At 38.3% G+C, this 22237-nt stretch carries 18 protein-coding genes and 1 pseudogene; 14 read left to right on the top strand and 5 right to left on the bottom strand.

All coding sequences use genetic code 11. The features are described 5' to 3' along the window. The 3 genes from GNP35_RS11155 to GNP35_RS11145 all read left to right on the top strand — a co-directional run bounded on the left by GNP35_RS11155 (nt 1) and on the right by GNP35_RS11145 (nt 5875). On the top strand, nt 1-2142 hold the full coding sequence (locus tag GNP35_RS11155) for a GumC family protein (protein WP_155696194.1): 2142 nt from the start codon (nt 1-3) through the stop codon (nt 2140-2142). A gap of 74 nt (nt 2143-2216) precedes the next feature. Continuing rightward, a complete protein-coding gene (locus GNP35_RS11150) occupies nt 2217-4517 on the top strand; it encodes an ABC transporter substrate-binding protein (RefSeq protein WP_155696193.1) in 2301 nt (766 codons plus the stop codon). Between the two features lie 17 nt (nt 4518-4534). Further along, a complete protein-coding gene (locus GNP35_RS11145; protein ID WP_155696192.1) occupies nt 4535-5875 on the top strand; it encodes a sigma-54 interaction domain-containing protein in 1341 nt (446 codons plus the stop codon). A 60-nt stretch (nt 5876-5935) separates the two neighbouring features. On the opposite strand, the gene GNP35_RS11140 is transcribed toward GNP35_RS11145, so the two are convergent. Both GNP35_RS11140 and GNP35_RS11135 read right to left on the bottom strand, forming a co-directional pair. Beyond that, a complete protein-coding gene (locus tag GNP35_RS11140) occupies nt 5936-6682 on the bottom strand; it encodes a PRC-barrel domain-containing protein (protein WP_155696191.1) in 747 nt (248 codons plus the stop codon). After that, nucleotides 6679-8349 carry a diacylglycerol kinase family protein gene (locus GNP35_RS11135; RefSeq protein WP_155696190.1) on the bottom strand — a complete coding sequence of 557 codons (1671 nt, stop codon included), beginning with the start codon at nt 8347-8349 and terminating at the stop codon, nt 6679-6681. Before GNP35_RS11135 ends, GNP35_RS11140 begins: the two co-directional genes overlap by 4 nt. Before the next feature lie 327 nt (nt 8350-8676). Between GNP35_RS11135 and GNP35_RS11130 the strand changes: the two genes are divergently transcribed. The 11 genes and pseudogenes from GNP35_RS11130 (at nt 8677) to GNP35_RS11085 (ending at nt 17893) form a co-directional block, all read left to right on the top strand. Then, nucleotides 8677-9120 carry a hypothetical protein gene (locus GNP35_RS11130; protein WP_155696189.1) on the top strand — a complete coding sequence of 148 codons (444 nt, stop codon included), beginning with the start codon at nt 8677-8679 and terminating at the stop codon, nt 9118-9120. After that, nucleotides 9113-10494: pseudogene (gene nhaA, locus GNP35_RS11125) on the top strand (Na+/H+ antiporter NhaA). The gene GNP35_RS11130 and the pseudogene nhaA overlap by 8 nt, the downstream one beginning before the upstream one ends. Next, on the top strand, nt 10484-10645 hold the full coding sequence (locus GNP35_RS16640; RefSeq protein WP_330997798.1) for a hypothetical protein: 162 nt from the start codon (nt 10484-10486) through the stop codon (nt 10643-10645). Before nhaA ends, GNP35_RS16640 begins: the two are co-directional and overlap by 11 nt. A gap of 29 nt (nt 10646-10674) precedes the next feature. Beyond that, nucleotides 10675-11175, top strand: coding sequence for a Glu/Leu/Phe/Val dehydrogenase dimerization domain-containing protein (locus GNP35_RS16635; RefSeq protein WP_330997797.1), 501 nt, complete (start codon nt 10675-10677; stop codon nt 11173-11175). Continuing rightward, nucleotides 11147-11842, top strand: coding sequence for a hypothetical protein (locus GNP35_RS16630; protein ID WP_330997796.1), 696 nt, complete (start codon nt 11147-11149; stop codon nt 11840-11842). Before GNP35_RS16635 ends, GNP35_RS16630 begins: the two co-directional genes overlap by 29 nt. Before the next feature lie 131 nt (nt 11843-11973). Continuing rightward, nucleotides 11974-12249 carry an HU family DNA-binding protein gene (locus tag GNP35_RS11110; RefSeq protein ID WP_155696186.1) on the top strand — a complete coding sequence of 92 codons (276 nt, stop codon included), beginning with the start codon at nt 11974-11976 and terminating at the stop codon, nt 12247-12249. Nucleotides 12250-12405: 156 nt separating this feature from the next. Further along, on the top strand, nt 12406-13419 hold the full coding sequence (locus GNP35_RS11105; protein WP_155696185.1) for an extracellular solute-binding protein: 1014 nt from the start codon (nt 12406-12408) through the stop codon (nt 13417-13419). 24 nt (nt 13420-13443) lie between these two features. Continuing rightward, nucleotides 13444-15069: an ABC transporter permease gene (locus GNP35_RS11100; RefSeq protein ID WP_230961420.1), complete on the top strand. Its 1626-nt coding sequence runs from the start codon at nt 13444-13446 to the stop codon at nt 15067-15069. 9 nt (nt 15070-15078) lie between these two features. Further along, nucleotides 15079-16131: an ABC transporter ATP-binding protein gene (locus GNP35_RS11095; protein ID WP_155696183.1), complete on the top strand. Its 1053-nt coding sequence runs from the start codon at nt 15079-15081 to the stop codon at nt 16129-16131. A 152-nt stretch (nt 16132-16283) separates the two neighbouring features. After that, nucleotides 16284-16622, top strand: a complete 339-nt coding sequence (locus GNP35_RS11090) for a P-II family nitrogen regulator (RefSeq protein WP_155696182.1) — start codon at nt 16284-16286, stop codon at nt 16620-16622. 8 nt (nt 16623-16630) lie between these two features. Next, nucleotides 16631-17893 (top strand): ammonium transporter, encoded by a 1263-nt coding sequence (locus GNP35_RS11085; RefSeq protein ID WP_155696181.1) that lies wholly within the window; start codon nt 16631-16633, stop codon nt 17891-17893. Nucleotides 17894-17916: 23 nt separating this feature from the next. Here GNP35_RS11085 and GNP35_RS11080 read toward each other — a convergent pair whose 3' ends face one another. Genes GNP35_RS11080 through GNP35_RS11070 form a run of 3 tightly spaced genes read right to left on the bottom strand, consistent with a single transcriptional unit; the run spans nt 17917 to nt 21988 of the window. Continuing rightward, nucleotides 17917-18870 (bottom strand): GGDEF domain-containing response regulator, encoded by a 954-nt coding sequence (locus GNP35_RS11080; protein WP_155696180.1) that lies wholly within the window; start codon nt 18868-18870, stop codon nt 17917-17919. 2 nt (nt 18871-18872) lie between these two features. After that, nucleotides 18873-19295 carry a response regulator gene (locus tag GNP35_RS11075; RefSeq protein WP_155696179.1) on the bottom strand — a complete coding sequence of 141 codons (423 nt, stop codon included), beginning with the start codon at nt 19293-19295 and terminating at the stop codon, nt 18873-18875. An 8-nt stretch (nt 19296-19303) separates the two neighbouring features. Then, a complete protein-coding gene (locus GNP35_RS11070) occupies nt 19304-21988 on the bottom strand; it encodes a PAS domain-containing protein (RefSeq protein ID WP_196492498.1) in 2685 nt (894 codons plus the stop codon). Between the last annotated feature and the right edge of the window lie 249 nt (nt 21989-22237).

Here is a 22237-nt window from a genome sequence, read left to right as displayed (position 1 = left end):
ATGGAAGAGCAAAACAAGCAAATTCATCAATTAGATGATGTTATTGATTTAGGAGAACTGTTTTCGATCGTTTGGTCGAGAAAATGGTTTTTGTTGCTGTGTGTTTTGCTCTCAGGTGTACTTACTTATAACTACCTTCTAAAAGTGCCAGACCGCTTTACTTCTTCTACTTTAATCATGTTTAAAGAAACATCTTCAAAAGCAGATGCCATTCAAAATATAATGACAAGTGGACTTACCGTAGCAGACAATACCGAGACAGAGCTTGAACTGCTACAAAGTCGTCGTTTTGCCGGACAAATAGTAGATAATTTAAACTTGATTCATAACGTACATTATCAAATGCAGTCAGGTTATGAGCCCTTTATCCATTCGGAACAATTACTAGTAAAAAACCGTTCTTTCGCCATCGATATTCTAAGTGAGAATATTGATGTTACACCTAAGGCTGGTACTAACTTAGTTAGAGTATCTTACGAGTCACATTCTCCTAGCCACTCAGCCATTGTTGCTAATGAAATTGCTAAAACATTTATTACTTTTAAAGAAGAAATAATGGAAGGCAAGAATAAAGATAATGCCTATTGGCTTGAGTCTAAATTATCTGGCGTAAAACAAAACCTTTTAGATGCCGAACAACGAATATCTGAACATCAAAATGAGCATGGTTTTATTGACATAAATAGTGCGATAGCGGTAGAAAAGTCTAAATTAGAAAAGTTGACGAAAGAACGCTATGACACCACACGTGAAGTTGAAAGGTTACAGATATTAAAGCAACAAATACTTAAACATAAGTCTTCTCCTGAAGAGTTATTTAGTATTCCTGCAGTTGCTAAAGCTAAAGCTCTTGGTCAAAGTAAAATAAAACTTCAGAATACTCAGGAAGCGTTTGGACAAGTTAAATTACGCTACGGGCCTAAACACCCTGCTTATATAAAAGCCAAGCTGCTATTTGAAGACGCACGTTCCGATGTCACGCTTGAGCTAGATAGTCATATTAAGACTATTGATAAAACCCTACAACTCGAAAAGTCTAACCTTTCGTCAGTTGACGAAGCTCTAACTGAGGCGACTTCAAGGCTCAGGGATTTAGGTATGATTGAGTTTGAATACCAGAAGTTACGACGTGAGTTTGATGCAAATTTAGAGCTTTATGAAAATCTAATGAAGCGACTAAAAGAGTCTGAAATGATGCGTGACTTAGCTAATGCATCTAACTTATTAGTGGTTGAGAAAGCGGAAGTTAGCTCTAGCCCCAATAACAAAAAAACGGTATTGACCTATACGTTAGCCGCGTTAGCCAGTGCCTTATTAGCGGCCATGATAGTACTTATTGAAGCTATGCTTGCCAGTAAGGTTTTACAATTTAGAAAAGTAGCAAGATCGTACAATACAAAAATTATTGGTGTGATCCCTAAAATTAGAGTTCGTGGAACAAGGAAAAAACCTTTGTTTAAATTGGACTCTGCAAAACACATGAACTTCATGGAAGCGATGCGTTCAACCAGAACCAATATTCTGCTCGATGGCAAGCTATCGCGTCAAAAGGTTATTGCGATAACTTCAATCACGCCAAACGACGGTAAATCTAGTCTTTCTATTCAATTAGCCCATAGCTTTTCAGAGCTAGAAAAAACTATTCTTGTTGACGCCGATTTGCGTTTTCCATCAATAGGTGATGCTTTAGGCATTAATGTTAATAGCCCAGGATTAACAAATCTTATCGCTAAAAAGCAGAAGTTAAGTGAAAGTATTCATCGAGATACCGAGTACAAATACCATGTTCTTACTGCTGGGTTCCAATCTAAGAATCCTCTTTTATTTTTGTCTCAACCAAGACTCAAAAAAATAGTCGATGCGTTAAAATCCAATTACGAACGTGTTGTTTTAGAATGTCCGCCAGTGATGTCGGTAAGCGACGCGTTTGTTATCTCCAAACACGTGGATAGTATATATCTAATTGTTGATGTTGAAAAAACCAGCCAAAACGAATTAAGTAACTGTTTAGAAGAGCTGGCTCAAGCTAATATTATCGTTGGCGGTATTGTCTTAAATAAGGTTAAAAAGACTGAAAAATACTATACTGGAGCCTATTCAAAATACCTGAAACCTGACCTTTCTAAAGCCCGCACAGCATAAAATAATACTTCTTTTGATATGTCAGTTTGTAGGAGTTACGCTATGATTATTCTTAAATATTAAAGGAGTATCGTGTGCGCAGTATCTATTTTTTACTATTGTTAATTAGTACCTTTACTTCTTTTTCTGCTATGCCGAGAGCGTTAGAGCCGGTTTCATTGCAATTAAAATGGATGCACCAGTTCCAGTTTGCTGGGTATTATGTTGCCTTGGAAAAGGGTTATTTTACAGATGCTGGATTTGATGTAACCATATTAGAGCGGAATGTTAAAACATCACCAGTAGATGATGTTTTGGAAGGCCGAGCAGACTTTGGTATTGCAGACTCTAGTGTTGTTTTGCAACGACTGCTTAAAAAGAAAATTGTCATCGCCTCTACTATCTTCCAATCTAGTCCTCTTGTATTAATGAGCCTTAAAGAAAACGACATTAAAAGTCCCTACGACTTAGTCGGCAAACGTATTATGTATCAGCGTTCTGTGGACGATGCGTCCATACAAGCAATGCTACAACTATTTAACATAGGAGATAGCGAATATACTGCCGTTCCTCATAGTTTCAACAACTGGGCTCTTGTTGATGATCAAGCAGATGTAATGTCAGCCTATACATCTAACCAACCACACTTGTATGATCTTGCTGGCTATAACGTTAATGTGCTAGACCCCAGTAGTTATGGTATTGATTTTTATGGTGACCTCATATTCACCTCTCAAAGCAGAGTGGAGCGTGATCTGGAAAGTGTTCAACGTTTTGTAGATGCAGCACGAAAGGGCTGGCAAGACGCTGTATCAAACCCCAATGAAGCAATTGATATTATCTTATCGAATTATGCACCAAAGTCAGAGCGCAAAAAGCTCGAACTTGAAGCTAGGTCGACTCAAAATTTGATTAAGGAGTCTTTTGTACCTTTAGGGACTATGTACCCAGAACGTTTTCAAAAAATAGCGAATTCTTATAAAGGTTTAAAAATGGCACCTAGTGACTCCTCAATAAACGGACTACTACTAACTGACTATATTGAAAAACCTTATAAAATAACTACTAATGTTGTTTTAGCGATTGCCCTTGTCACTAGCTTAGTTTTAGTCTTTTTAGGTTATCAGTTGATATTTAATCGCCGTTTAAAAACAATGGTTAAAGACAAGACGATCGCTCTTGAATTGTCTAATGATTATCTAACGCACAATTTAGAATTATTAAAAGAAAAAAATGAATTGTTAGATAAGTCAAAGCAAGAGGCAGAGGTCGCTACTGCTGCTAAATCTGCGTTTTTGGCCAATATGAGCCATGAAGTTAGAACCCCAATGAATGGTATTTTAGGTACATTGCAGTTAATTGCTATGGAGCCACTTACAAGCAATGTTAAACAGTTAACTGATCAAGCTTTAATCTCAACTGAGTCTCTGCTAACTATCATTAATGATATATTGGATTTTTCCAAAATTGAAGCTGGTAAGTTAGCGCTCGAAGAGATTCCTTTTTCTTTTCAAAATATAGTCCAGCAGGTAGTGAGCTTTCAAATGGCACTGGCAAAGGACAAAGGCATAGCGTTAGTAGTGGAAGTTGATGAGGGCTTTCATGACTTTTGGCAGGGAGACTCGACACGAGTCCTGCAGATATTGACCAATATTGTTTCAAACGCCGTAAAATTTACCAATCAAGGCTCTGTGATTATAAAAATTTACAGTGAAGATGAGCATAATCAGAGCCAACTGTGTTTTAGTGTTGCAGATACGGGGATAGGAATGGATGCCGAGGCTGTGAGCAAACTATTCCACCGTTTTGAGCAGGCCGATAGTTCTACCACTAGGAGTTTTGGAGGCACTGGGCTTGGTATGGCTATTACAGATATGCTGATATCTCAAATGACGGGTTCAGTTAGGGTAACAAGTGAAGTAGATAAGGGGAGTTGTTTTACTGTCTCATTACCGTTGAAAAAGAGTGAATCTGAAACCCAGCAAGAGAACCAGAATTCGTCGGATAAAATTGACGTTCCAGACTTTACATCCAAACGTATTTTAATTGCGGAGGATAATAAGGTGAACCAAATCTTATTTCGAGCCATAATGGTGAAAACCAATTGCGACTTTGACATTGTGGATAATGGGCAAATTGCGGTCGAGCACATTTTAAAAAATAAATATGATTTGGTATTAATGGATATTCAGATGCCTGTGTTAGATGGTGTATCTGCTTGTGAAATTATAAAAAAAGACTTTTCGGTGTTACCCGTTATTGCCATTTCGGCAAATATTATGGTGGACGATATAGAAGAATATAAGCAGGCGGGTTTTGACGAGTTCATCGGAAAACCCATTAATATCAAAGAAATGTATGAAACCTTAAATCGTTTTCTTTCTAAACCCGAATAATTTAACAATAGGACGTTATGACTAGTTTAACCTTTTTGATTGACCTTACGGATACTGCGCTTCTTAAGTCTATACAGACCAATGTATCTGGCCCAGGTAAACAGTCTTATTATGTTTCTGAGCCTGGCGAAGCCTTGTTTCAACTTAAAGACAATGATGCTGACATCGCGCTTGTCCAAGCCAATAAATTTACTGCTGCTGACTTGGTGCTACTGAAAGAAGTTAATCAAGAATCAAATACAGAAGTTGTTTTATTCAGTGATGGCAAACCAAACCCTTATATAGACCAAGCAATGTTTAACGGCGTAACTTATCATTTTCGTTCGCCTTATGATTATGAAAGTATTAACAGTACGTTAAGCGAATTAATTGAAGACTTGAGTGAGCAAAAGCACGTTTCCAAGTCAGCCAAAACCAGTGTTCTAGATCAATTTGGTTTGTTACTCGGTTCATCAACGCCAATGAAAAAGCTGTATAGGACGCTACGAAAAGTGTCTTCTACAGAAGCAAATGTTTTTGTAAATGGCGAAAGCGGCACTGGTAAAGAGTTAGTGGCCAATACAATACACCTCGTGAGCGACCGTTCATCAGGCCCTTTTATAGCGGTAAACTGTGGCGCTTTAAGCCCAGAATTAGTAGAAAGCGAGCTTTTTGGGCATGTTAAAGGGGCGTTTACTGGCGCTAATCGAGATCACAAAGGTGTATTTGAACAGGCTGATAAAGGTACTCTATTTTTAGATGAAATCACAGAGATGCCCTTAGAACATCAAGTAAAGTTACTTAGAGTGCTTGAAACCGGTGAATACCGACCTGTTGGCAGTGATAGAGTTTTAAAGTGCAATGTTCGCGTTGTTGCTGCATCTAACCGTGTAATGGATGAGTCCATGAGTGAGTTTATTCGTGAAGACTTATATTACCGTTTAGCGCAGTTCCCATTGCAGTTGCCACCGCTAAGACAAAGAAGTACTGATATTTTAGGTTTAGCGCAGCACTTTTTAGCGTACAGGAACATGGAGAACAGCGCGTCAAAGTCTCTTTCGGCTGCAGCCATAGCGCTATTGGAGTCACATCAATGGACTGGTAATGTTAGAGAGCTTAAGCACGTAGTAGAGCGCAGTTTTATTTTAGCTGAGGACGTTATCGGCGCCGAACATATACTATTTGATGATATGTCTAGTCCTGAGGAGTCTTCCTTATCGGAGGGTATTCCTTTAGACGTTCCTTTGGAAGATATTGAGAAAATAGCGATAGAAAAAAACCTTGAGAAAAATAAAGGGAACAAATCGGAAACAGCAGATAAGCTTGGTATCAGTGTCAAAACTTTATATAACAAGCTTGAAAAGTACAGTGAAGATTAATTCCACTGTACTTAAGTTTCTTTCATTAAACTGAGATGTGCTAATAGTAAATTTAGCCCATCATTTTTGATTTATAGTTGCAGATAGTTCCATCATTGCTAAAAACGACTCACTATTAAGTAGTTTCCTCTCATAGTGGGGGTTGCCTAACAACTGATGAGAGGATATTTGCAACGTTATCAATTGTTGATGCCAATTATACTCTTCAATTGCATCTACCTTTATTAGACAACGCTCAGTTGCGATCATGCCGTTTTGAGCATCAACAGCGGCAAAGCTTATTTTCCACGATTTAGTATTAAAGATATAGTCTGCCATCTGATGGTGTTTATCATCATCGGTTTTAACTAAATAACCACAAACTTCATTGATCGAACGCAGCGGAATGTCACTTTCTCGTATATCTGGCGCTGATTTATCTAATACATTGTGTGGCCTTAGTAAGGCTGGATCTGAACTCATCCCCCACAAATCCGCTCCCATCCAGTAGTATCCATAGCCATAATAGCGATAAAGCTCAGATTCAAAGTGTCGAGACACGGTTTCATGCTCTTCGATACCTGGCGCCGCTTTTATCTTTTCTATATCAATGCTTAAGCATACCTCCTCAGCGTCAATATTGATGTAATACACTGAGATAGGCGAAATTAAAACTTTACGACTTAATGGATTCCACTTTTGAGGATCGATAACAAGGTAACGTATTACATGATCTTCATGGGAGAACAGTACGTCGGAAACAGTGCCATATTCACCATCAATTGTACGTATTGTGAAACCTAAAATTTTCTGAATATTGATGTTCATGATTCGTCTCCATCTGATTTTGCAGATATTGCGGCAGGCGTATCTGGGTCAAGCAAAATGTTTAAAGAAGCAGGTTGCACCAGAATTTGAATATGATCTGATTCAAACGTTTCACCATCAATTACATAACCAATAGGTGTTTTACTTCTAATCGTTATTTTTTTAGCTTTTGCTGTGTGAATCGAGTCCGGTGCAGACGATTCGGAAAGCCCTGCTATTGTTAAATTAGCAACATCTGCAATGTTTTCAATAAATTCATTCTTTTCATCAAACCAAGTAATATTTAACAAACCGTCATGGAAGTTAGGGTTGCCATCTCCTTGAGCAAGAACCGTAGAAAAAGGCGCGGCATTAGCGATAACTAAGCTTTTCGTTTTAATGTTCTGTGCAGGTTCTGAATCAAACTGCACCATTAAGTCCAAGTTGCCTTCTGAATTAAGAGCCTGCCAGAAGCCGTATAAATAGGCAAACTGACCCAGTTGGTTTTTAGTTTCTCGGTCAGCAGAGTGGATCATTTTCTGTTCAATACCGACAGCAGCAACGAGTAACATAGTTTTGTCATTGCATACTGCCGTATCCATACTCACGGTATTGTCGCTTACGATATGTTTAATGGCAGTTTCTATTGGAATTACTTTGCTCGAAATACCAAAAAGGGTGTGAGCCAGTGCGTTTGCTGTACCAAGTGGGATGATACCAAATTTTATATCCGAGCCAGTTAGCTCTGTCGCCACTTCAGCAAGAGTTCCGTCGCCACCAGCTGCAATGACCATTGAGGTTTTACTAGCAACTGCTTCTTTTGCCCAATCTTGAGCGCTCTTTTCTTCCGTGGTTTCAACTACTTTTAGGTTAAACTTTTGCTCTAAATAAGCTTGTATCTTTAATTGATACTTTGGCCACTTGCCTTGACCTGAAACTGGGTTGGCAATCAACCAAGCTGGTTGCATTAATTTTAATAAACCTGCTTCTCTGTATTGAATAAGGCGTTTCAATTGCTTTTTGTTTAAGCCTGCTTGGTTTCTAATATCGGTTATATTTGATAAAACATCTCTTACTTCTTGCTCAGGATGTTTTGCAAGTAAATATGCAGCAACACAAAATAATGAACGACCACGCCCTAAAGCACAGTGCACCATTACAGGCTTGTTCTGTCTGCGTTTATTGTCTATCCAGTTTAATGCCTGCCTAAGTTGTTCAGTGGTAGGGCTTCGATGGTCTAAAATTGGAATGTTAAGATAATCCATATCTACAAAACGACTGCTCCAATCCAATGCATCAAACTCAGCAGTAACATCTAGCACTGCTTTTACGTCATGTTCTTCAAGTTCTAAGGCTTCTTCTGCTGACAAGCGACTGGCAAGATAAATATCATCTTGAATGTGGTGAATGTAGTGACGATCCTTTTTGGCATCTTTGCTTTTTGCGGCATAGTTATAAAGCTGCACACCAATCATAAAGGGTAGAAAAATAACTCTGATAACAGCCGGTATGCTGCCGTCGGTTCGTTTCCTAAATATTCTTGGCTGATTTGTCATGTACCCCACAAATACAACCAATAACGATATAGCTACCCAATTCAGAAGGATACTGAGGATGATAGAGTCAGTAAGGGTTGCGAGATAGGCAAGAAGACCGCCAAAAATTCCATATAAATATTCGATGTACATATTAACCTCAGTTAACTTAGCGCTAACATTTTAGAAACGAACTTAGGTCTTTGCTAAAACCATGCCTATCTTGTAAGTATATGAAAATTATAGATTGTTATTGATCTTTTGCCATCTTTTAAAGGTATCTTTAGGAACATACTGTAATTTTTACATTGTTGTTATGTTAATTATTCTCAGACATCTCGAATTTTTATTAACAAAAGGGTGTGATAATCGCTGACTAGATCTCCAACTTATTGTTATTTATAGTCTTTTGGTTTGTGTTTTATAAATGGCATAAACCTAGCTTTAACAAGGTAATGTTTTAAAGTAAGTAGGTTGTATATGACATCAAATAACCCAAATCTTCCTGAGGTTGCCTTTTTAGAAGCAAGTCAGTTTTACAGTGAGTTAGCAAATCATGTTGAGGATCTTTCTATTCGTCATGGGTTAATTAAAGTATCGAGTGTATTTCAAGAAATCCATGAAAAAGTAGGTAAATGGAAAACCAAATCTAAATGGACACGACCGCTACATGAACTCTTTTGTAGTTGGAACAATAACCTTAATCAAATGCGAGTAGGGAATACGTCCACACCGGAGTTATCTTTGTTGGAGCAACGTTTACAAGTGGAGTCGGCAAACCTATCTAAGCTAAGAAAAGCATTTAAAGAATCCGAGCCGGAACAAGAAAAGCGATATATTGCTGATCTTATTGCAACGTATTTTAATGTTGTTGATATCTTGACCAAAATGACACGTAATCAAAAGGGAGAGCGTTATGCATAAGGAAGAGGTAGCCGTACCGGGCATTGAAAAAAAGGTAGAGAAACTGCTCAATCCATTTCAGCGCTTTATCGCAGACCAAACTACAAGTAGTAAAGTTTTATTGCTAACAACGGTCGTTGCGCTCGCTTTTGCCAATTCAGGTTTTGCTGAACAAGTGTATGCAGGGCTTCATAGCATGTTTGGTTTTGCTATAAACGATAACCTTTATCAAATGTCCGTTTTACATTGGGTTAATGACGGCCTGATGGCGTTGTTCTTCTTGTTGCTAGGCATGGAAATAAAACGAGAAGTTTTAGTTGGAGACTTGAGCTCGCCAAGTAACTTAATTCCAGTTTTAGCGGCGGCGGCTGGAGGAATGTTTTTCCCAGCTATTATTTTTGCCACTTTAAATTTAGAGACACCTTATATAGCAGGTTGGGGCATCCCAATGGCAACTGATACAGCGTTTGCTGTAGGGATTTTAGCACTGCTTGGCTCTAGAGCTCCACTGGCCGCGTTTTCATTTTTAACGGGTTTAGCCATTATTGATGATATTGGTGCCATTATGGTTATTGCCATTTTCTACACGGATAGTATCAACGCGTTATATATTGCTTTGTCTGCAGTATTAACCGCACTGCTATTTGTGCTTAATTATTTAGGTATTAGAAAGCCTTTTTGGTACCTAGTTATCGGCGTTTTACTATGGCTTGCTGTATTGAGTTCAGGAATTCACGCGACTATTGCTGGTATATTAATCGCAGCCGCAATACCCGCTAGACCAAAGTATAAAGCGTCTGTAATGGTTGAACGACTTGCCAAAGTAACACAGCGGTTTCAACGTTTAGTCATTAATCGAGGTGCAAACCAGCCTGTACTCGCATCAAAAGCCCAGCATCAACTTGCCGATGAGTTAAAAATCACTGCTAACCAAGCTACAACTCCGCTAAGGCGCTGGGAGAAGTTACTTCACACTCCTGTAGGCTTGCTGGTACTGCCTATTTTGCCTTCTCAAATGCAGGTGTTCAACTCGATGCATCTAGTTTAAGTTCAACACTTAATAGCACTCTAGCTTGGGGAATATTTTTAGGCCTTGTTGTTGGTAAAGGGATCGGTATTCCGCTGATGGTATGGCTAACTATAAAGACAGGGATTGGCAAGTTACCCCAAGGTTTACACATGTGGCATATGGTTGGTTTAGGTATGCTAGGAGGAATTGGTTTCACCATGTCGATATTCATCACGGGATTAGGCTTTGCAGGGGATCTAGCCGCACAAGAAATTGCCAAAACCGCAATTCTTTTCACCTCTTTATTTGCGGGTGTGTTAGGTTATATTTTGTTCAAAGTCGCTCCTTCAAATAAAGTAAAAAAAGGGAATCAGTATGCCGGATAGCCAATATGTAGCTGAATTAAAAAAACGCATTCAAGAGCGTAATCCAAATCAAAAAGAGTTCATCCAAGCGGTAACCGAAATTTTAGACAATGTTGCGGGAGAACTTGATGACACTGAACAGTACCGTCGGTATCGTATTTTGAACGCTTAACTGAGCCAGACAGAATAATTTCATTTAAAGTGGAATGGTTAGATGATGACGGCTGTGCACAATTAAACCGTGGTTGGCGAGTTCAGCAATCTAACTTGATTGGCCCCTACAAAGGTGGCCTTCGTTTTCATCCGACGGTAAGCGAATCAGTCATTAAATTTTTAGCTTTTGAACAGTGTTTTAAAAACGCGTTGACGGGTTTGCCTCTTGGTGGTGGTAAAGGTGGATCGGACTTTGATCCAAAAGGGAAAAGTGACCATGAGATCATGAGCTTTTGCCAAGCGTTTATGACCCAACTTTATCGTCATATTGGCGCAAATGTTGACGTGCCAGCTGGAGATATTAATGTGGGCGCTAGAGAAATTGGTTTTCTATACGGTCAATATAGGAAAATCAGAAACCAGTTTAGTGGCGTATTAACAGGTAAAGCACTAGAAATGGGTGGTAGCTTAGTACGAAACCGAAGCCACAGGTTTTGGCGTTATCTATTTTCTAAAGCACGTGCTTGCATTAAAGAGTATGACTCTTGAAGGTCTTAAGGTGGCAGTGTCAGGCGCAGGTAATGTGGCGCTTTACGCTGCGAAAAAAGCGTTAGAAAATAAAGCTAAGGTAATTACTCTATCAAACTCCAGGGGAGTGCTTTATAAGGCCAAGGGTTTTACTAATAGTGATATTGATTGGCTAATAAAATACGACAACATAAAAGATAATACTCTGCTTTCATTTTCTGAAGAAGATTCTAAAAAATCTGAGGTTGAATGGCGCGCTGGAGAAAAGCCTTGGCAGTATCAATGTGATGTTGCGATACCTTGCGCTACTCAGAATGAGATGAATGGCGAAGAGGCAAAACAGCTGATTGATAACGATTGTAAAGTTGTTATTTGTGGCGCGAATATGCCTTGTACCTCCGAAGCAATTGCGGCGATTCATGGCGCAAATGACTGTTGCTACATTCCAGGCAAAGCATCCAACGCTGGTGGAGTAGCGGTATCAGGATTAGAAATGTCTCAAAATGCCGGTTTTGAAAGTCAGACCTTTGAATACCTTGATGGGCGTTTGCAGGACATAATGAAACATATCCATGCACAATGTGCAGAATGCGGAAAAACTGAAAATGGTAGCGTTGATTATGAAAAGGGAGCAAGTATTGCAGGCTTCCATATTTTAGCAAAAGCCATGTTAGCTCAAGGGGTATAAGGCTTGAAACGCTTTATATAGCAACAAAATAGCAAAAAAATAGTGGTTTTTGTCGATAATAGGCAAACAACTGTTGAATTTTAGAAATAGGTTCCATAGGATAAGCCTTGTCTCAACTAAAGGATAAAATAATGAACAAAAGTGAACTAATCGAAAAAATGGCACAAAGTGCTGACATGACTAAAGCTGATGCAGAACGTGCACTTAACAGCCTAGTTTCTACAGTAACTGAAGAACTTGCTAAAGGCGGCGACGTTTCTTTAGTTGGTTTCGGTACTTTCAAAGTTAACGACCGTGCAGCTCGCACAGGCCGTAACCCACAAACTGGTGAAACTATTCAAATTGCTGCTGCAAAAGTTCCTGCTTTCAAAGCTGGTAAAGCAATCAAAGATGCAGTTAACGCATAATTTACCGAGTCTCTCGATAAGTTGACAAAAAAAGCCTCATTAGAGGCTTTTTTTATATTCGGAACTAAATAAGTCTGTACATTGTAAAAACGTTAGTTAAAATAAATGAGAATCATTCTCAATTAGAAAATAGATAACACTAACAAAGGGTACATAATGAAACGTATATTTTTAGTCGCATTAACACTTTTCACTTCTTTGACTACAACTTCTGCATTTAGCGCAGAAACGGTAAATATCTACTCTTTCCGCCAACCTTTTCTTATTGAGCCTATATTGGAGCAATTTACAGCGGAAACTGGTATTAAAACAAAAGTAGTATTCTCTAAAAAAGGCTTGATAGAGCGCTTAAAAAGAGAAGGTAAATACAGTCCTGCAGACGTTGTATTGACATCAAACTTCAATAAGTTACTACAACTTAAAGGCGAAGGTTTAACGCAAGAGATTAAGTCTGAGCAAATAGACAAGAACGTTCCTAGTCAGTTTAGAGATGAAGCCGGGCACTGGGTTGCATTAACTAAACGCGCTCGCTCACTTTATGTAAGTAAGTCATCTACTTTAAATACATCAACTATTTCTTATGAAGACCTTTCAGGTGAAGCTTTATCAGGTAAAGTTTGTACCAGAAGTGGTAAACACCCGTATAACTTAGGCCTCATCGCATCAATGATTGCGCATCACGGAGAAGCTGAGACTGAAACTTGGTTAAAAGGCGTAAAAGCTAATTTAGCTCGCAAGCCGCAAGGTAATGATAGGGGCCAAGTTAAAGCAATTAAAGAAGGGCTATGCGAAGTTTCTTTAGGAAATAGCTACTATTATGGCAAAATGCTGACTGACGAAAACCAAAAGCCGTGGGCGGATGCTGTTAATCTAGTTTTCCCAAACCAAGATAACCGTGGTACACACATTAACGTATCAGGTGCGGTATTAACAAAATATGCGCCGAACAAAGCGAACGCAGAAACGTTAATTGCTTACTTAGTTGGTAAATCAGCTCAAGAGCAATATGCTTCAGTTAATATGGAATACCCAGTTAACCCAAGTGTTAAGCCTTCAGAAATGGTTTTGAGCTGGGGTGAGTTTAAAGAAGATAATATTTCGTTAACAGAAGTTGCTAAGTATAGAGAGCAAGCTTTACAATTGGTTGATAAAGTAAAATTTGATTTATAAGATTCTATTAATTAAAACATGCATTTGAAATTTAATAGGCTGACATCTGCGTCAGCCTTTCTTGCTTTACTCATCGCGTTACCTATTTTTGCTCTGCTGTTTACAGCTACGACAGAGACTGGACAAAGTTTTGAGCACATAAGAGATACAGTACTTGCTGACTATATTATTAACACTGTGTTGTTAATGACGCTGGTAGGTATCATTGTGACTTTAATAGGCGTGCCATTAGCATGGTTAATAGCATGTTGTGAATTTACAGGAAAACACCTTTTTAATTGGGCATTAGTTTTACCTTTGGCAATGCCTGGCTATTTAATAGCTTATACATATACTGACCTGCTTGACTACGCAGGGCCACTTCAAACTTTTTTAAGAAATACGTTTGGTTGGTCGTCACCCGATGATTATTGGTTCTTTGAAATCAGATCGTTAGGCGGGGCGGCTGCAATGCTATCTTTAGTTTTGTTTCCCTACGTGTATTTAATGGCAAAAGCTAACTTTTTAAATCAAAATGCGTCATTAACACTCGCGGCCAGAACCTTGGGTTATTCACCACTCAAGAGCTTCTTTTCCGTTTCATTACCTATAGCAAAAAACGCTATCGTAGCCGCTATTTCGTTGGTATTAATGGAAACTATTGCTGACTTTGCCACCGTCTATTATTTTGCCGTTAATACGTTAACCACGGCTGTTTACGATACTTGGCTAGGTTATTATGATTTAGCTAGTGCTGCTAAAATATCAATGCTAATGATTGTTGGTGTTTTTGCTCTGATTATTTTAGAACACAAAACAAACAAACGAGGTAAAGACAGCAACAGTGCAAAAATGTCTGTTCAACCTCTTAGCTATAAATTAACGGGTAGGCAGAATGTGTTCGCATTCCTCTTCTGTAGCCTTATTTTTGTTCTTGGTTTTGCGGTGCCAGCATTAACCTTGCTGAGCTATGCCATTGATTACTATCAAGACGTTTGGTCAATGGACGTAATAATGTATGCGTGGAACAGTACATATATTGCAATCGCAGTAGCGGTAATTAGCTTACTAATATCACTCGTTATCAATGTTTCGTTGCGAGAAAATAAGTCTTTAGCGAATAAATCTTGGTTTAACTTGGCAAATATGGGTTATGCAGTGCCAGGCACGGTTTTAGCGATTGCGGTTATTATTCCCTTTAGTGGTTTGGATCATTGGCTAAACAGTACGGCTGAATCATTTGACCTTGAAGCTCCTGGACTCATATTAAGTGGAACCGTGGTAGCGATTATATTTACCCACATTGTTAGATTTGCTGCTGTCGCCAATAACAATATTAAAACGAATTTTCAGCAACTTAATAAAAGTTACGATTGGGCCGCAAAAAGTTTGGGGGCGAAGCCAAATAGACTGTTTAGGCAAGTTCATTGGCCTCTTCTAAAACGCAGCGCTTTGGTAGCCGGTTTATTAATTTTTGTAGAAAGCATGAAAGAATTACCAGCAGCACTATTACTTAGACCTTTTGATTTCGAAACATTGCCGACATACGTATTTCAGTTTGCAAGCGATGAGCAACTTGAACAAGCTGCCCTTGGGGCAATACTTATCGTTATAGTTGGATTAATTCCGCTTATTTTTATTAATCGCTCCATTGAACAAAAACAGAATTAGGAAGCTTTCATGTCGTTGCTATCAATTAAAAACCTGTCTGTAAATTACGGTGAGCATGCCGTAATTAAAGGGTTGGATCTGTCAATTGCGAGTGGTGAAATTGTAGCGCTGTTTGGACCTTCAGGAAGCGGTAAGAGTACAATTTTAAAAGCGGTAACAGGACTTTTAAAACAAACCACTGGCGATGTTGTCTTGTCAGGAAAGGTTTTAAACTCAGGTACGGTTAACTTGCCTACAGAGCAACGTAATATAGGGCTTATATTTCAAGACTATGCGTTGTTTCCTCACTTGACGGTATTTGAGAATATTACTTTTGGAATCCAGAATGTTGAGAAGAAAGCTCGTCATAAAAAAGGGGATGAGCTGTTAGCGTTGATAAAAATGGCTGAGTATAAAAACAGCTATCCTCATCAGCTTTCAGGTGGTCAGCAGCAACGTGTCGCTATCGCGAGAGCATTAGCAACGCAGCCGGACTTATTGTTATTTGATGAAGCTTTTTCTAATTTAGACCCTCAGTTTCGTTTTGAGCTAATTGAAGAAATCAGAGATATTTTAAAGTCGACTAAAACAGCAGCACTTTTTGTTACTCATAATCAGAATGAAGCGTTTATTTTTTGTGACAAAATCGCCGTTTTACACCAAGGTGAAATAGCTCAAATAGACACGCCTTCTGACTTATTTGATTACCCAGTAAATGAATTTGTCACAGAGTTTATAGGGGCAGGGGTATGGTTGCCAGCGGTCATCAAAAGCGAGTCCGAGTTACAAAGTGAGTGGGGGCCTTTGCCCTATAAAGGAAAGACAGACTTGAGTGATCGAGTAGGTGAAACTATAATAGTCTATCTTAGACCTCATCAAATAGGATTAAACGCTCTTAATGAGAGTGACACTAGTATGGCAGGCCCATCTTTTTCCATTGCCAGTGAGCGATTTGTAGGTGAGTTTTATGAGAGCACACTGACTTGGCATGATCAGTCAATCAAAGTAAGAACGCACGATTCATTTTATAATCAAAAAGTAAGAGTAAGAATCAAACAGCCCATCAAACAGGTTTACTTTTAGAGTGATTGCACCAAATACATAAAACTTAGCACCAATTTGGTGCTTTTTTTTTGCCCCAAAATCGAGCAGTGTAATATTTCCTTTAAAATCAGTTGTTTAATTTTTGGCATTGTTCTTCCAATAGTTTTTGCAAACTTAAGGAGAATAATAATATGAAAATGGTCACCGCGATTGTAAAACCATTCAAGTTAGATGATGTAAGGGAAGCTATCAGTGATATAGGCATTGAAGGCTTAACCGTATCCGAAGTTAAAGGGTTTGGACGACAAAAAGGTCATACTGAATTGTATCGGGGCGCAGAATATCAAGTGGATTTTTTGCCAAAAATGAAACTAGAAATCGCTGTGCTAGATGATCAGGTCGATAGGTTAATTGAAGTGATCTTAGAAACTGCAGGTACAGGTCGTATAGGTGACGGCAAAATATTCGTGACAAGCCTAGAGCAGGTGATTCGAATTCGTACCGGTGAAACTGACGTTAACGCAATTTAGGAGGCGACATGGAAGTACAAATTTCTCATTTACAATATGCCATAGATACGTTCTATTTTTTAGTTTGTGGCGCACTGGTCATGTGGATGGCTGCTGGTTTTTCAATGTTAGAAGCGGGCTTAGTTCGCTCTAAAAACACAACGGAAATACTCACCAAAAACATCGCGCTATATTCTATTTCATGCATTATGTATTTACTCTGCGGCTACGCCATTATGTATGATGGCGGGCTGGGTTTAATTGCTATTGAAAGCGTTAAAGAGTCTGAGGTATTGGCGTCATTTGCTGAAAAAGAAAACCCATTATTAGGTGATGCAGTATACTCCTCCGCATCGGACTTTTTCTTTCAAGTGGTCTTTGTTGCAACGGCTATGTCGATTGTTTCAGGTGCCGTTGCTGAACGAATGAAACTATGGGCATTTTTAGCTTTTGCTGTGGTTATGACCGGCGTGATTTACCCTATTGAAGGTGCATGGACTTGGAATGGTGCTTCAGTGTTTGGCATGTTCAAGCTAGAAGACTTGGGTTTTTCTGACTTTGCAGGTTCAGGCATTGTGCATATGGCTGGTGCTTCTGCTGCCTTGTCAGGCGTACTCTTTTTAGGCGCAAGAACTGGTAAATATACACCTACCGGGAAAGCTGTGGCTATTCCAGGTGCGAATATGCCACTTGCAGCGTTAGGTACATTTATTTTATGGATGGGTTGGTTTGGTTTTAATGGTGGTTCGGTGCTTAAATTGTCAGATATTGGCAGTGCCAACAGCGTTGCAATGGTGTTTTTGAATACTAATGCAGCTGCGGCTAGCGGAGTAATAGGAGCGCTATTAACCAGTATGGTTTTATTTAAAAAAGCGGACTTAACAATGGCCTTAAATGGCGCACTAGCCGGACTCGTAGTGATTACAGCGGAGCCTTCTACTCCAACAGCGTTAACGGCAAGCTTATTTGGTCTAATTGCAGGGATTGTCGTGGTATTTTCAATTCTTGGTTTAGATAAATTGAGAATTGATGATCCGGTAGGTGCTATTTCTGTGCATGGTGTTGTCGGTTTGTTGGGCTTACTCATTGTTCCAATTACAAATCCGGATGTACTGCTAGTAGGCCAAATTGCAGGAGCGTTAACAATATTTGTTTGGGTATTTGTGAGCAGCTCGGTTGTTTGGTGGATACTAGATAAAGTCGTTGGCTTAAGGGTTACTAAACAGCAGGAATATGAAGGGGTCGACCGTTCTGAATGCGGTGTTGATGCTTATCCAGAGTTCATTAAATAATGAACTCTGAACAAAGCATGTAATCACTCTTGAGCTTTAGAACTATTAACAAATTCACGTAACACCGGGGTATCAGCAATGGCTATCCCGGTTTGCTGTGTTTTTGCTTTATACATGGCTTCATCAGCCGACTTGAGTAACTCATTAGCTGATTTACCATGGGTATCAAAAATAGCACCACCAATACTGGCTTCTACAATGATATTCTTTACTGCTTGTTGAGAAGTCTCCACCGCATAAGCGCCACTAATGACATCAAATTTTATTTTAGCTAGCTGTCTTAGCTGCGTCAGCTCTGAGATGTTGGGAGCGAGTAATACAAACTCATCGCCGCCATAACGAGCAACATAATCAGAACCCCGGTTAAAAACATTTAAACGAGAACCAACAGACTTTAATATTTGATCGCCAACAAGGTGCCCATATTCATCATTTATTTGCTTAAAGTTGTCTAAATCTATAAATAACAAAGCAAAAGACTTTTCATATCGAGTTCCCTCATTAATCATCTCTTCAAGCTTAACATTGAATGACTCACGATTATTAAGCAGTGTTAAAGCGTCTCTAAACACGTTTTCCTCAAGGCTTTTCATTAGTGCAAAGCGTTCTTTTGAAAAACGAATAGAGCGTAACAATAGTGATTTGTGTAAATCTGATTTTGGAATATAGTCTTGAGCACCCAACTGTATTGCTCGTTCTCCGGTTACCTCGTCGTCATAACCGGTAAGGACTATAATAGGAAAGTCCTTAGCAAACTTTTTTACCTTAACAAGCGTTTCTAAGCCTACGCTATCAGGCAAATTTAGATCTATAATTAGTAAATCTGGCAGCATACTTTTCATGCCAGCTTCTAAATCAGAAACGCTCTCATAATTAGACATTTTGAAATGAGACTTAAAATTACCGACGAGCATTGATTTAACCAAGTAAACGTCATCTTTGCTGTCTTCTAACAAGTATATTAGTTGGTCATTCATTTTTAATGTACCTTAGGTAATTCACAATAATTAAACCAGTATTCATTGGCGGATGTTAGTAAATCGGAAAGCAACTCAATACTGGCCTTTTTGGTGATATAAGATTTCGCACCGAGCTCATAAGCCATTTCGATATCCTTTTGAAACGTTGATGTTGTATACACAATTATTGGTAGTTTATTTAATTTACCATCCTGTTTAAGTTTACTCAGCACTTCCAGTCCTGACACTTTAGGTAGATTTAAATCAAGAAAGATAAGTGGCGTACCTACGCTGTTGTATGCACTTTCATCATAAATAAAATCTAGTAATTCCGCTCCATCACGAAATACCGAAACTTCGCATTCAGAAGCACTATTTCGATTTGCACTTTTAAAAAAATAGACATCATCATAATCGTCTTCTACTAGAATTATATGGTTCATATTAATCCTTAATTTGGAAGCGTGATGGTAAATGTTGTACCAACACCTATTTTACTAGAACAGCTGATGCTGCCACTATGGACTTTACAAACTTGTTGACAAATTGCTAACCCAATACCGCTACCTTGATATTTGTCTTTGCTATGCAACCGCTTAAACGGCTCAAATATTTGTTTACAATATTTACTTTCCATACCTATTCCATTGTCCTTAATTACTATCTTAGTCGAATATTCCGTATTTTCCGCAGTTATACTAATAAGTGGTAATTGCTCTGACTTAAACTTGATGGCATTACCAATTAAGTTTTGAATTAATTGAATCATTAGTGATTTATCTACGTTTAGCAAAGTCTCTCCATTTTTAATGGTAATCGTTGCTCCGCTGTCTTCTATCACAAGCTGCAGTTGGTCTTGAGCCGATGCAATAATATCTCTTAGCTCTGTTTTAGTTCTATGCACTGAAAAGCTACTAATCTGAGATAAACCTAAAATATCAGTAATCATGACTCTCATTCTGTTTGCTGCATCTTTTATTCGGTCAAATTGATACTTGCTATCGTCATCAAGGTCATATTGGTTTTCTAAAGTGTCGGAGAGTAACCCGCTGAATGTGACTATTTTTCTAAGTGGCTCTTGGAGGTCATGAGATGCAACCATGGCAAAACGTTCCAAGTATGCATTAGACTCCTGAAGTGAATCTAAAAGTAGAATTTGCTCAGATATATCAATAAAAGTCGTTAACATTATTAGTGGATTATTATTCGCATCTCGCTTAATAATTGAGGTATAGGTGCGGCACCATCTCCAATCTCCATTTTTGTGTCTATATCGGTACTCAATTGAATGTGAAGTATTTAAAGGAGATTGGATTACCACTTCAATATGCGTAGAGATTTTATTTAAATCTTCAGAGTGGTATAGATTTAACCTATTTTCGGGGGTGTTTATTTCCTCAATGTTATAGCCTAGTATATCTGTGAAACGCTGATTTATTTTAGTGGTTTTTTGTATCGTTAAATCGAATAGGCTTGCCGCACAAATACTAGAGTCTAATATGTTTTCTAAGAAAATTTTATTCTCATTGAGTTGGAGTTCAATATCTTTTTGAGAAGTTATATCAATGGAAGAGCCTACAATTCTAACAACATTGCCGTTTTCTAAAATGGGATAAAGAGAAGTATGGTACCAACAAGGTTGACCATCCATCGGTATCATTTCTGTATACTCAGAAATTGATTTAATATCTACACAAGCCTGAAGGTGATCCGTTAATTTATTCACTACGGTTTTACTCAGAACGTTGTTATCTATTTCTAAAAGGCGCTTTCCTGCTATATTTTCAGGTTTAGAGCCAAGCTTCTCGCTGGCAGCTCGGTTAAATAATAAAAAACGAAACTGTTTTGTTTTTTCTACCGCTACGACCCAAATTGAGTTATTTGCCCCTTCGTATATAGCGTTTAATAATTCAGTTTTCTCTGCAACTTGTCGCTTTAAGGCCTTGCTATCTTGTATATAACTTAAAGAGCCGGAGATAGTGACTGGCTCTTTAAGCTCGTTTAATGTGGTTTTGCCAATTAAATTAAACCAACCAAATTCTCCCTTTGAATTAATGCCCAGATATTCAATGGAAAAACGTTTGTTAGCATTGAAGGCGCTTTTAAGTTTTTCAATAACAGAATCAACATAATCTTCATGCACATGCTCTTTCCAAACCTCAATAGTTGGCGTTTTATCGTTCGCACCTATTAATTCATTAAACCGGTGAGACCAACTAATAGAGTTGTTCTCAATTGTGTATTCCCATAATCCATCTTCCGTAGCGTCAATTGCTCGTTGTAATTTTTGGTTTGATTCAAAAAGCTGATATTTAATATCTGTCATTTCTGTTTGGTTTTGTGCTGTGAAAATATAGTAGTCACATTCATTAAATACTTTTCGTGCTAATCGAATTTCGGCAGGAAAGGTCTTTCCATTAACACTTTTTAGCTGGACGATTATTTTACTGATTAGTGCATTAGAATTGCCTTTTTCTATGTTTTTTACTAGAGAAGTTAGTGTTTGTACGCCTTCACTATCGGTACTACTTATTAAGCTGAATAAGGGTAAGCCCACCTCGTCGCCTTTTTTAATAGCCGTGTCTTGATAAAAGGTGTCATTACATAAAGTAACTTCTAGGTTTTTATTAAGTAAACAAGCACCAATTGGCATACTATCAAGCATAAATTGAACTAATTTTTGCTGTTCAATTTGCATCGATAGTTGATTGCGTTCTTGTGAAATCGAATTTAGTTTCTGCTTAATTCCCTCAACTTGTTTTGGGGTAGAGATTGTGATTAAGGTTGGGAGAATTCGATATAAATAAATAGCCGTTGAAATTGACACAATAGCTGTCATCGATTTAAGTAATCCATGCCAGCCATACAAACCTTGCCAGATAGTGATAATGCCAAACAAATGAGTAATACCACAGCATAGAATAAACAATGAGAACAACCAAACCACTTTCTGATAGCCCATATCGGGACGCCTCTTGGCGAATACCATTAGTGCAACTGGAATTGAAAAGTATGCAGCTGCGATCAGTAAGTCGGCAATGACATTTGTCCAAAGTATGTGAGGTTGCCACATGTAACAGTGACCATGAGGCATATAGTCGCTGTAAAAAAAGCTATCCATATTTGTAATTTGCATTACAACTCCATATTGGAAAAAACTAACATCAATTGAAAACGAATAATTATTATTAATTCTTAGCGCAAAAATGAATAAATGTCCAAGAAAGTTAAATAAATTCATGTGTTTATCATGGGTACAAAGTTGACTCTAGCCACTGTTAGTATTTGTTTTTTAGCGATTTTAGGAAAAGTAAAAGTATGATTGGTGCTGCTACGAAAAGCCAAAAAAATATAACCCTATAAAAGTATTGGTAAATCTTTATTT

This window comes from Psychrosphaera haliotis (genome assembly GCF_009728465.1).
Classification (GTDB): domain Bacteria; phylum Pseudomonadota; class Gammaproteobacteria; order Enterobacterales; family Alteromonadaceae; genus Psychrosphaera; species Psychrosphaera haliotis.
This window is presented reverse-complemented; position numbering and strand designations above follow the sequence as displayed.

Bases quoted from the DNA above. Each gene is read 5' to 3' on its own strand.
- GNP35_RS11105 (WP_155696185.1), top strand. From the start codon at position 12,406: ATGAAACGTATATTTTTAGTCGCATTAACACTTTTCACTTCTTTGACT.
- GNP35_RS11140 (WP_155696191.1), bottom strand. From the start codon at position 6,682: ATGAACATCAATATTCAGAAAATTTTAGGTTTCACAATACGTACAATT.
- GNP35_RS11070 (WP_196492498.1), bottom strand. From the start codon at position 21,988: ATGCAAATTACAAATATGGATAGCTTTTTTTACAGCGACTATATGCCT.
- GNP35_RS11155 (WP_155696194.1), top strand. From the start codon at position 1: ATGGAAGAGCAAAACAAGCAAATTCATCAATTAGATGATGTTATTGAT.
- GNP35_RS11075 (WP_155696179.1), bottom strand. From the start codon at position 19,295: ATGAACCATATAATTCTAGTAGAAGACGATTATGATGATGTCTATTTT.
- GNP35_RS11145 (WP_155696192.1), top strand. From the start codon at position 4,535: ATGACTAGTTTAACCTTTTTGATTGACCTTACGGATACTGCGCTTCTT.
- GNP35_RS11095 (WP_155696183.1), top strand. From the start codon at position 15,079: ATGTCGTTGCTATCAATTAAAAACCTGTCTGTAAATTACGGTGAGCAT.
- GNP35_RS16640 (WP_330997798.1), top strand. From the start codon at position 10,484: ATGCCGGATAGCCAATATGTAGCTGAATTAAAAAAACGCATTCAAGAG.
- GNP35_RS11135 (WP_155696190.1), bottom strand. From the start codon at position 8,349: ATGTACATCGAATATTTATATGGAATTTTTGGCGGTCTTCTTGCCTAT.
- GNP35_RS11080 (WP_155696180.1), bottom strand. From the start codon at position 18,870: ATGAATGACCAACTAATATACTTGTTAGAAGACAGCAAAGATGACGTT.
- GNP35_RS11090 (WP_155696182.1), top strand. From the start codon at position 16,284: ATGAAAATGGTCACCGCGATTGTAAAACCATTCAAGTTAGATGATGTA.
- GNP35_RS11110 (WP_155696186.1), top strand. From the start codon at position 11,974: ATGAACAAAAGTGAACTAATCGAAAAAATGGCACAAAGTGCTGACATG.
- GNP35_RS11130 (WP_155696189.1), top strand. From the start codon at position 8,677: ATGACATCAAATAACCCAAATCTTCCTGAGGTTGCCTTTTTAGAAGCA.
- GNP35_RS11085 (WP_155696181.1), top strand. From the start codon at position 16,631: ATGGAAGTACAAATTTCTCATTTACAATATGCCATAGATACGTTCTAT.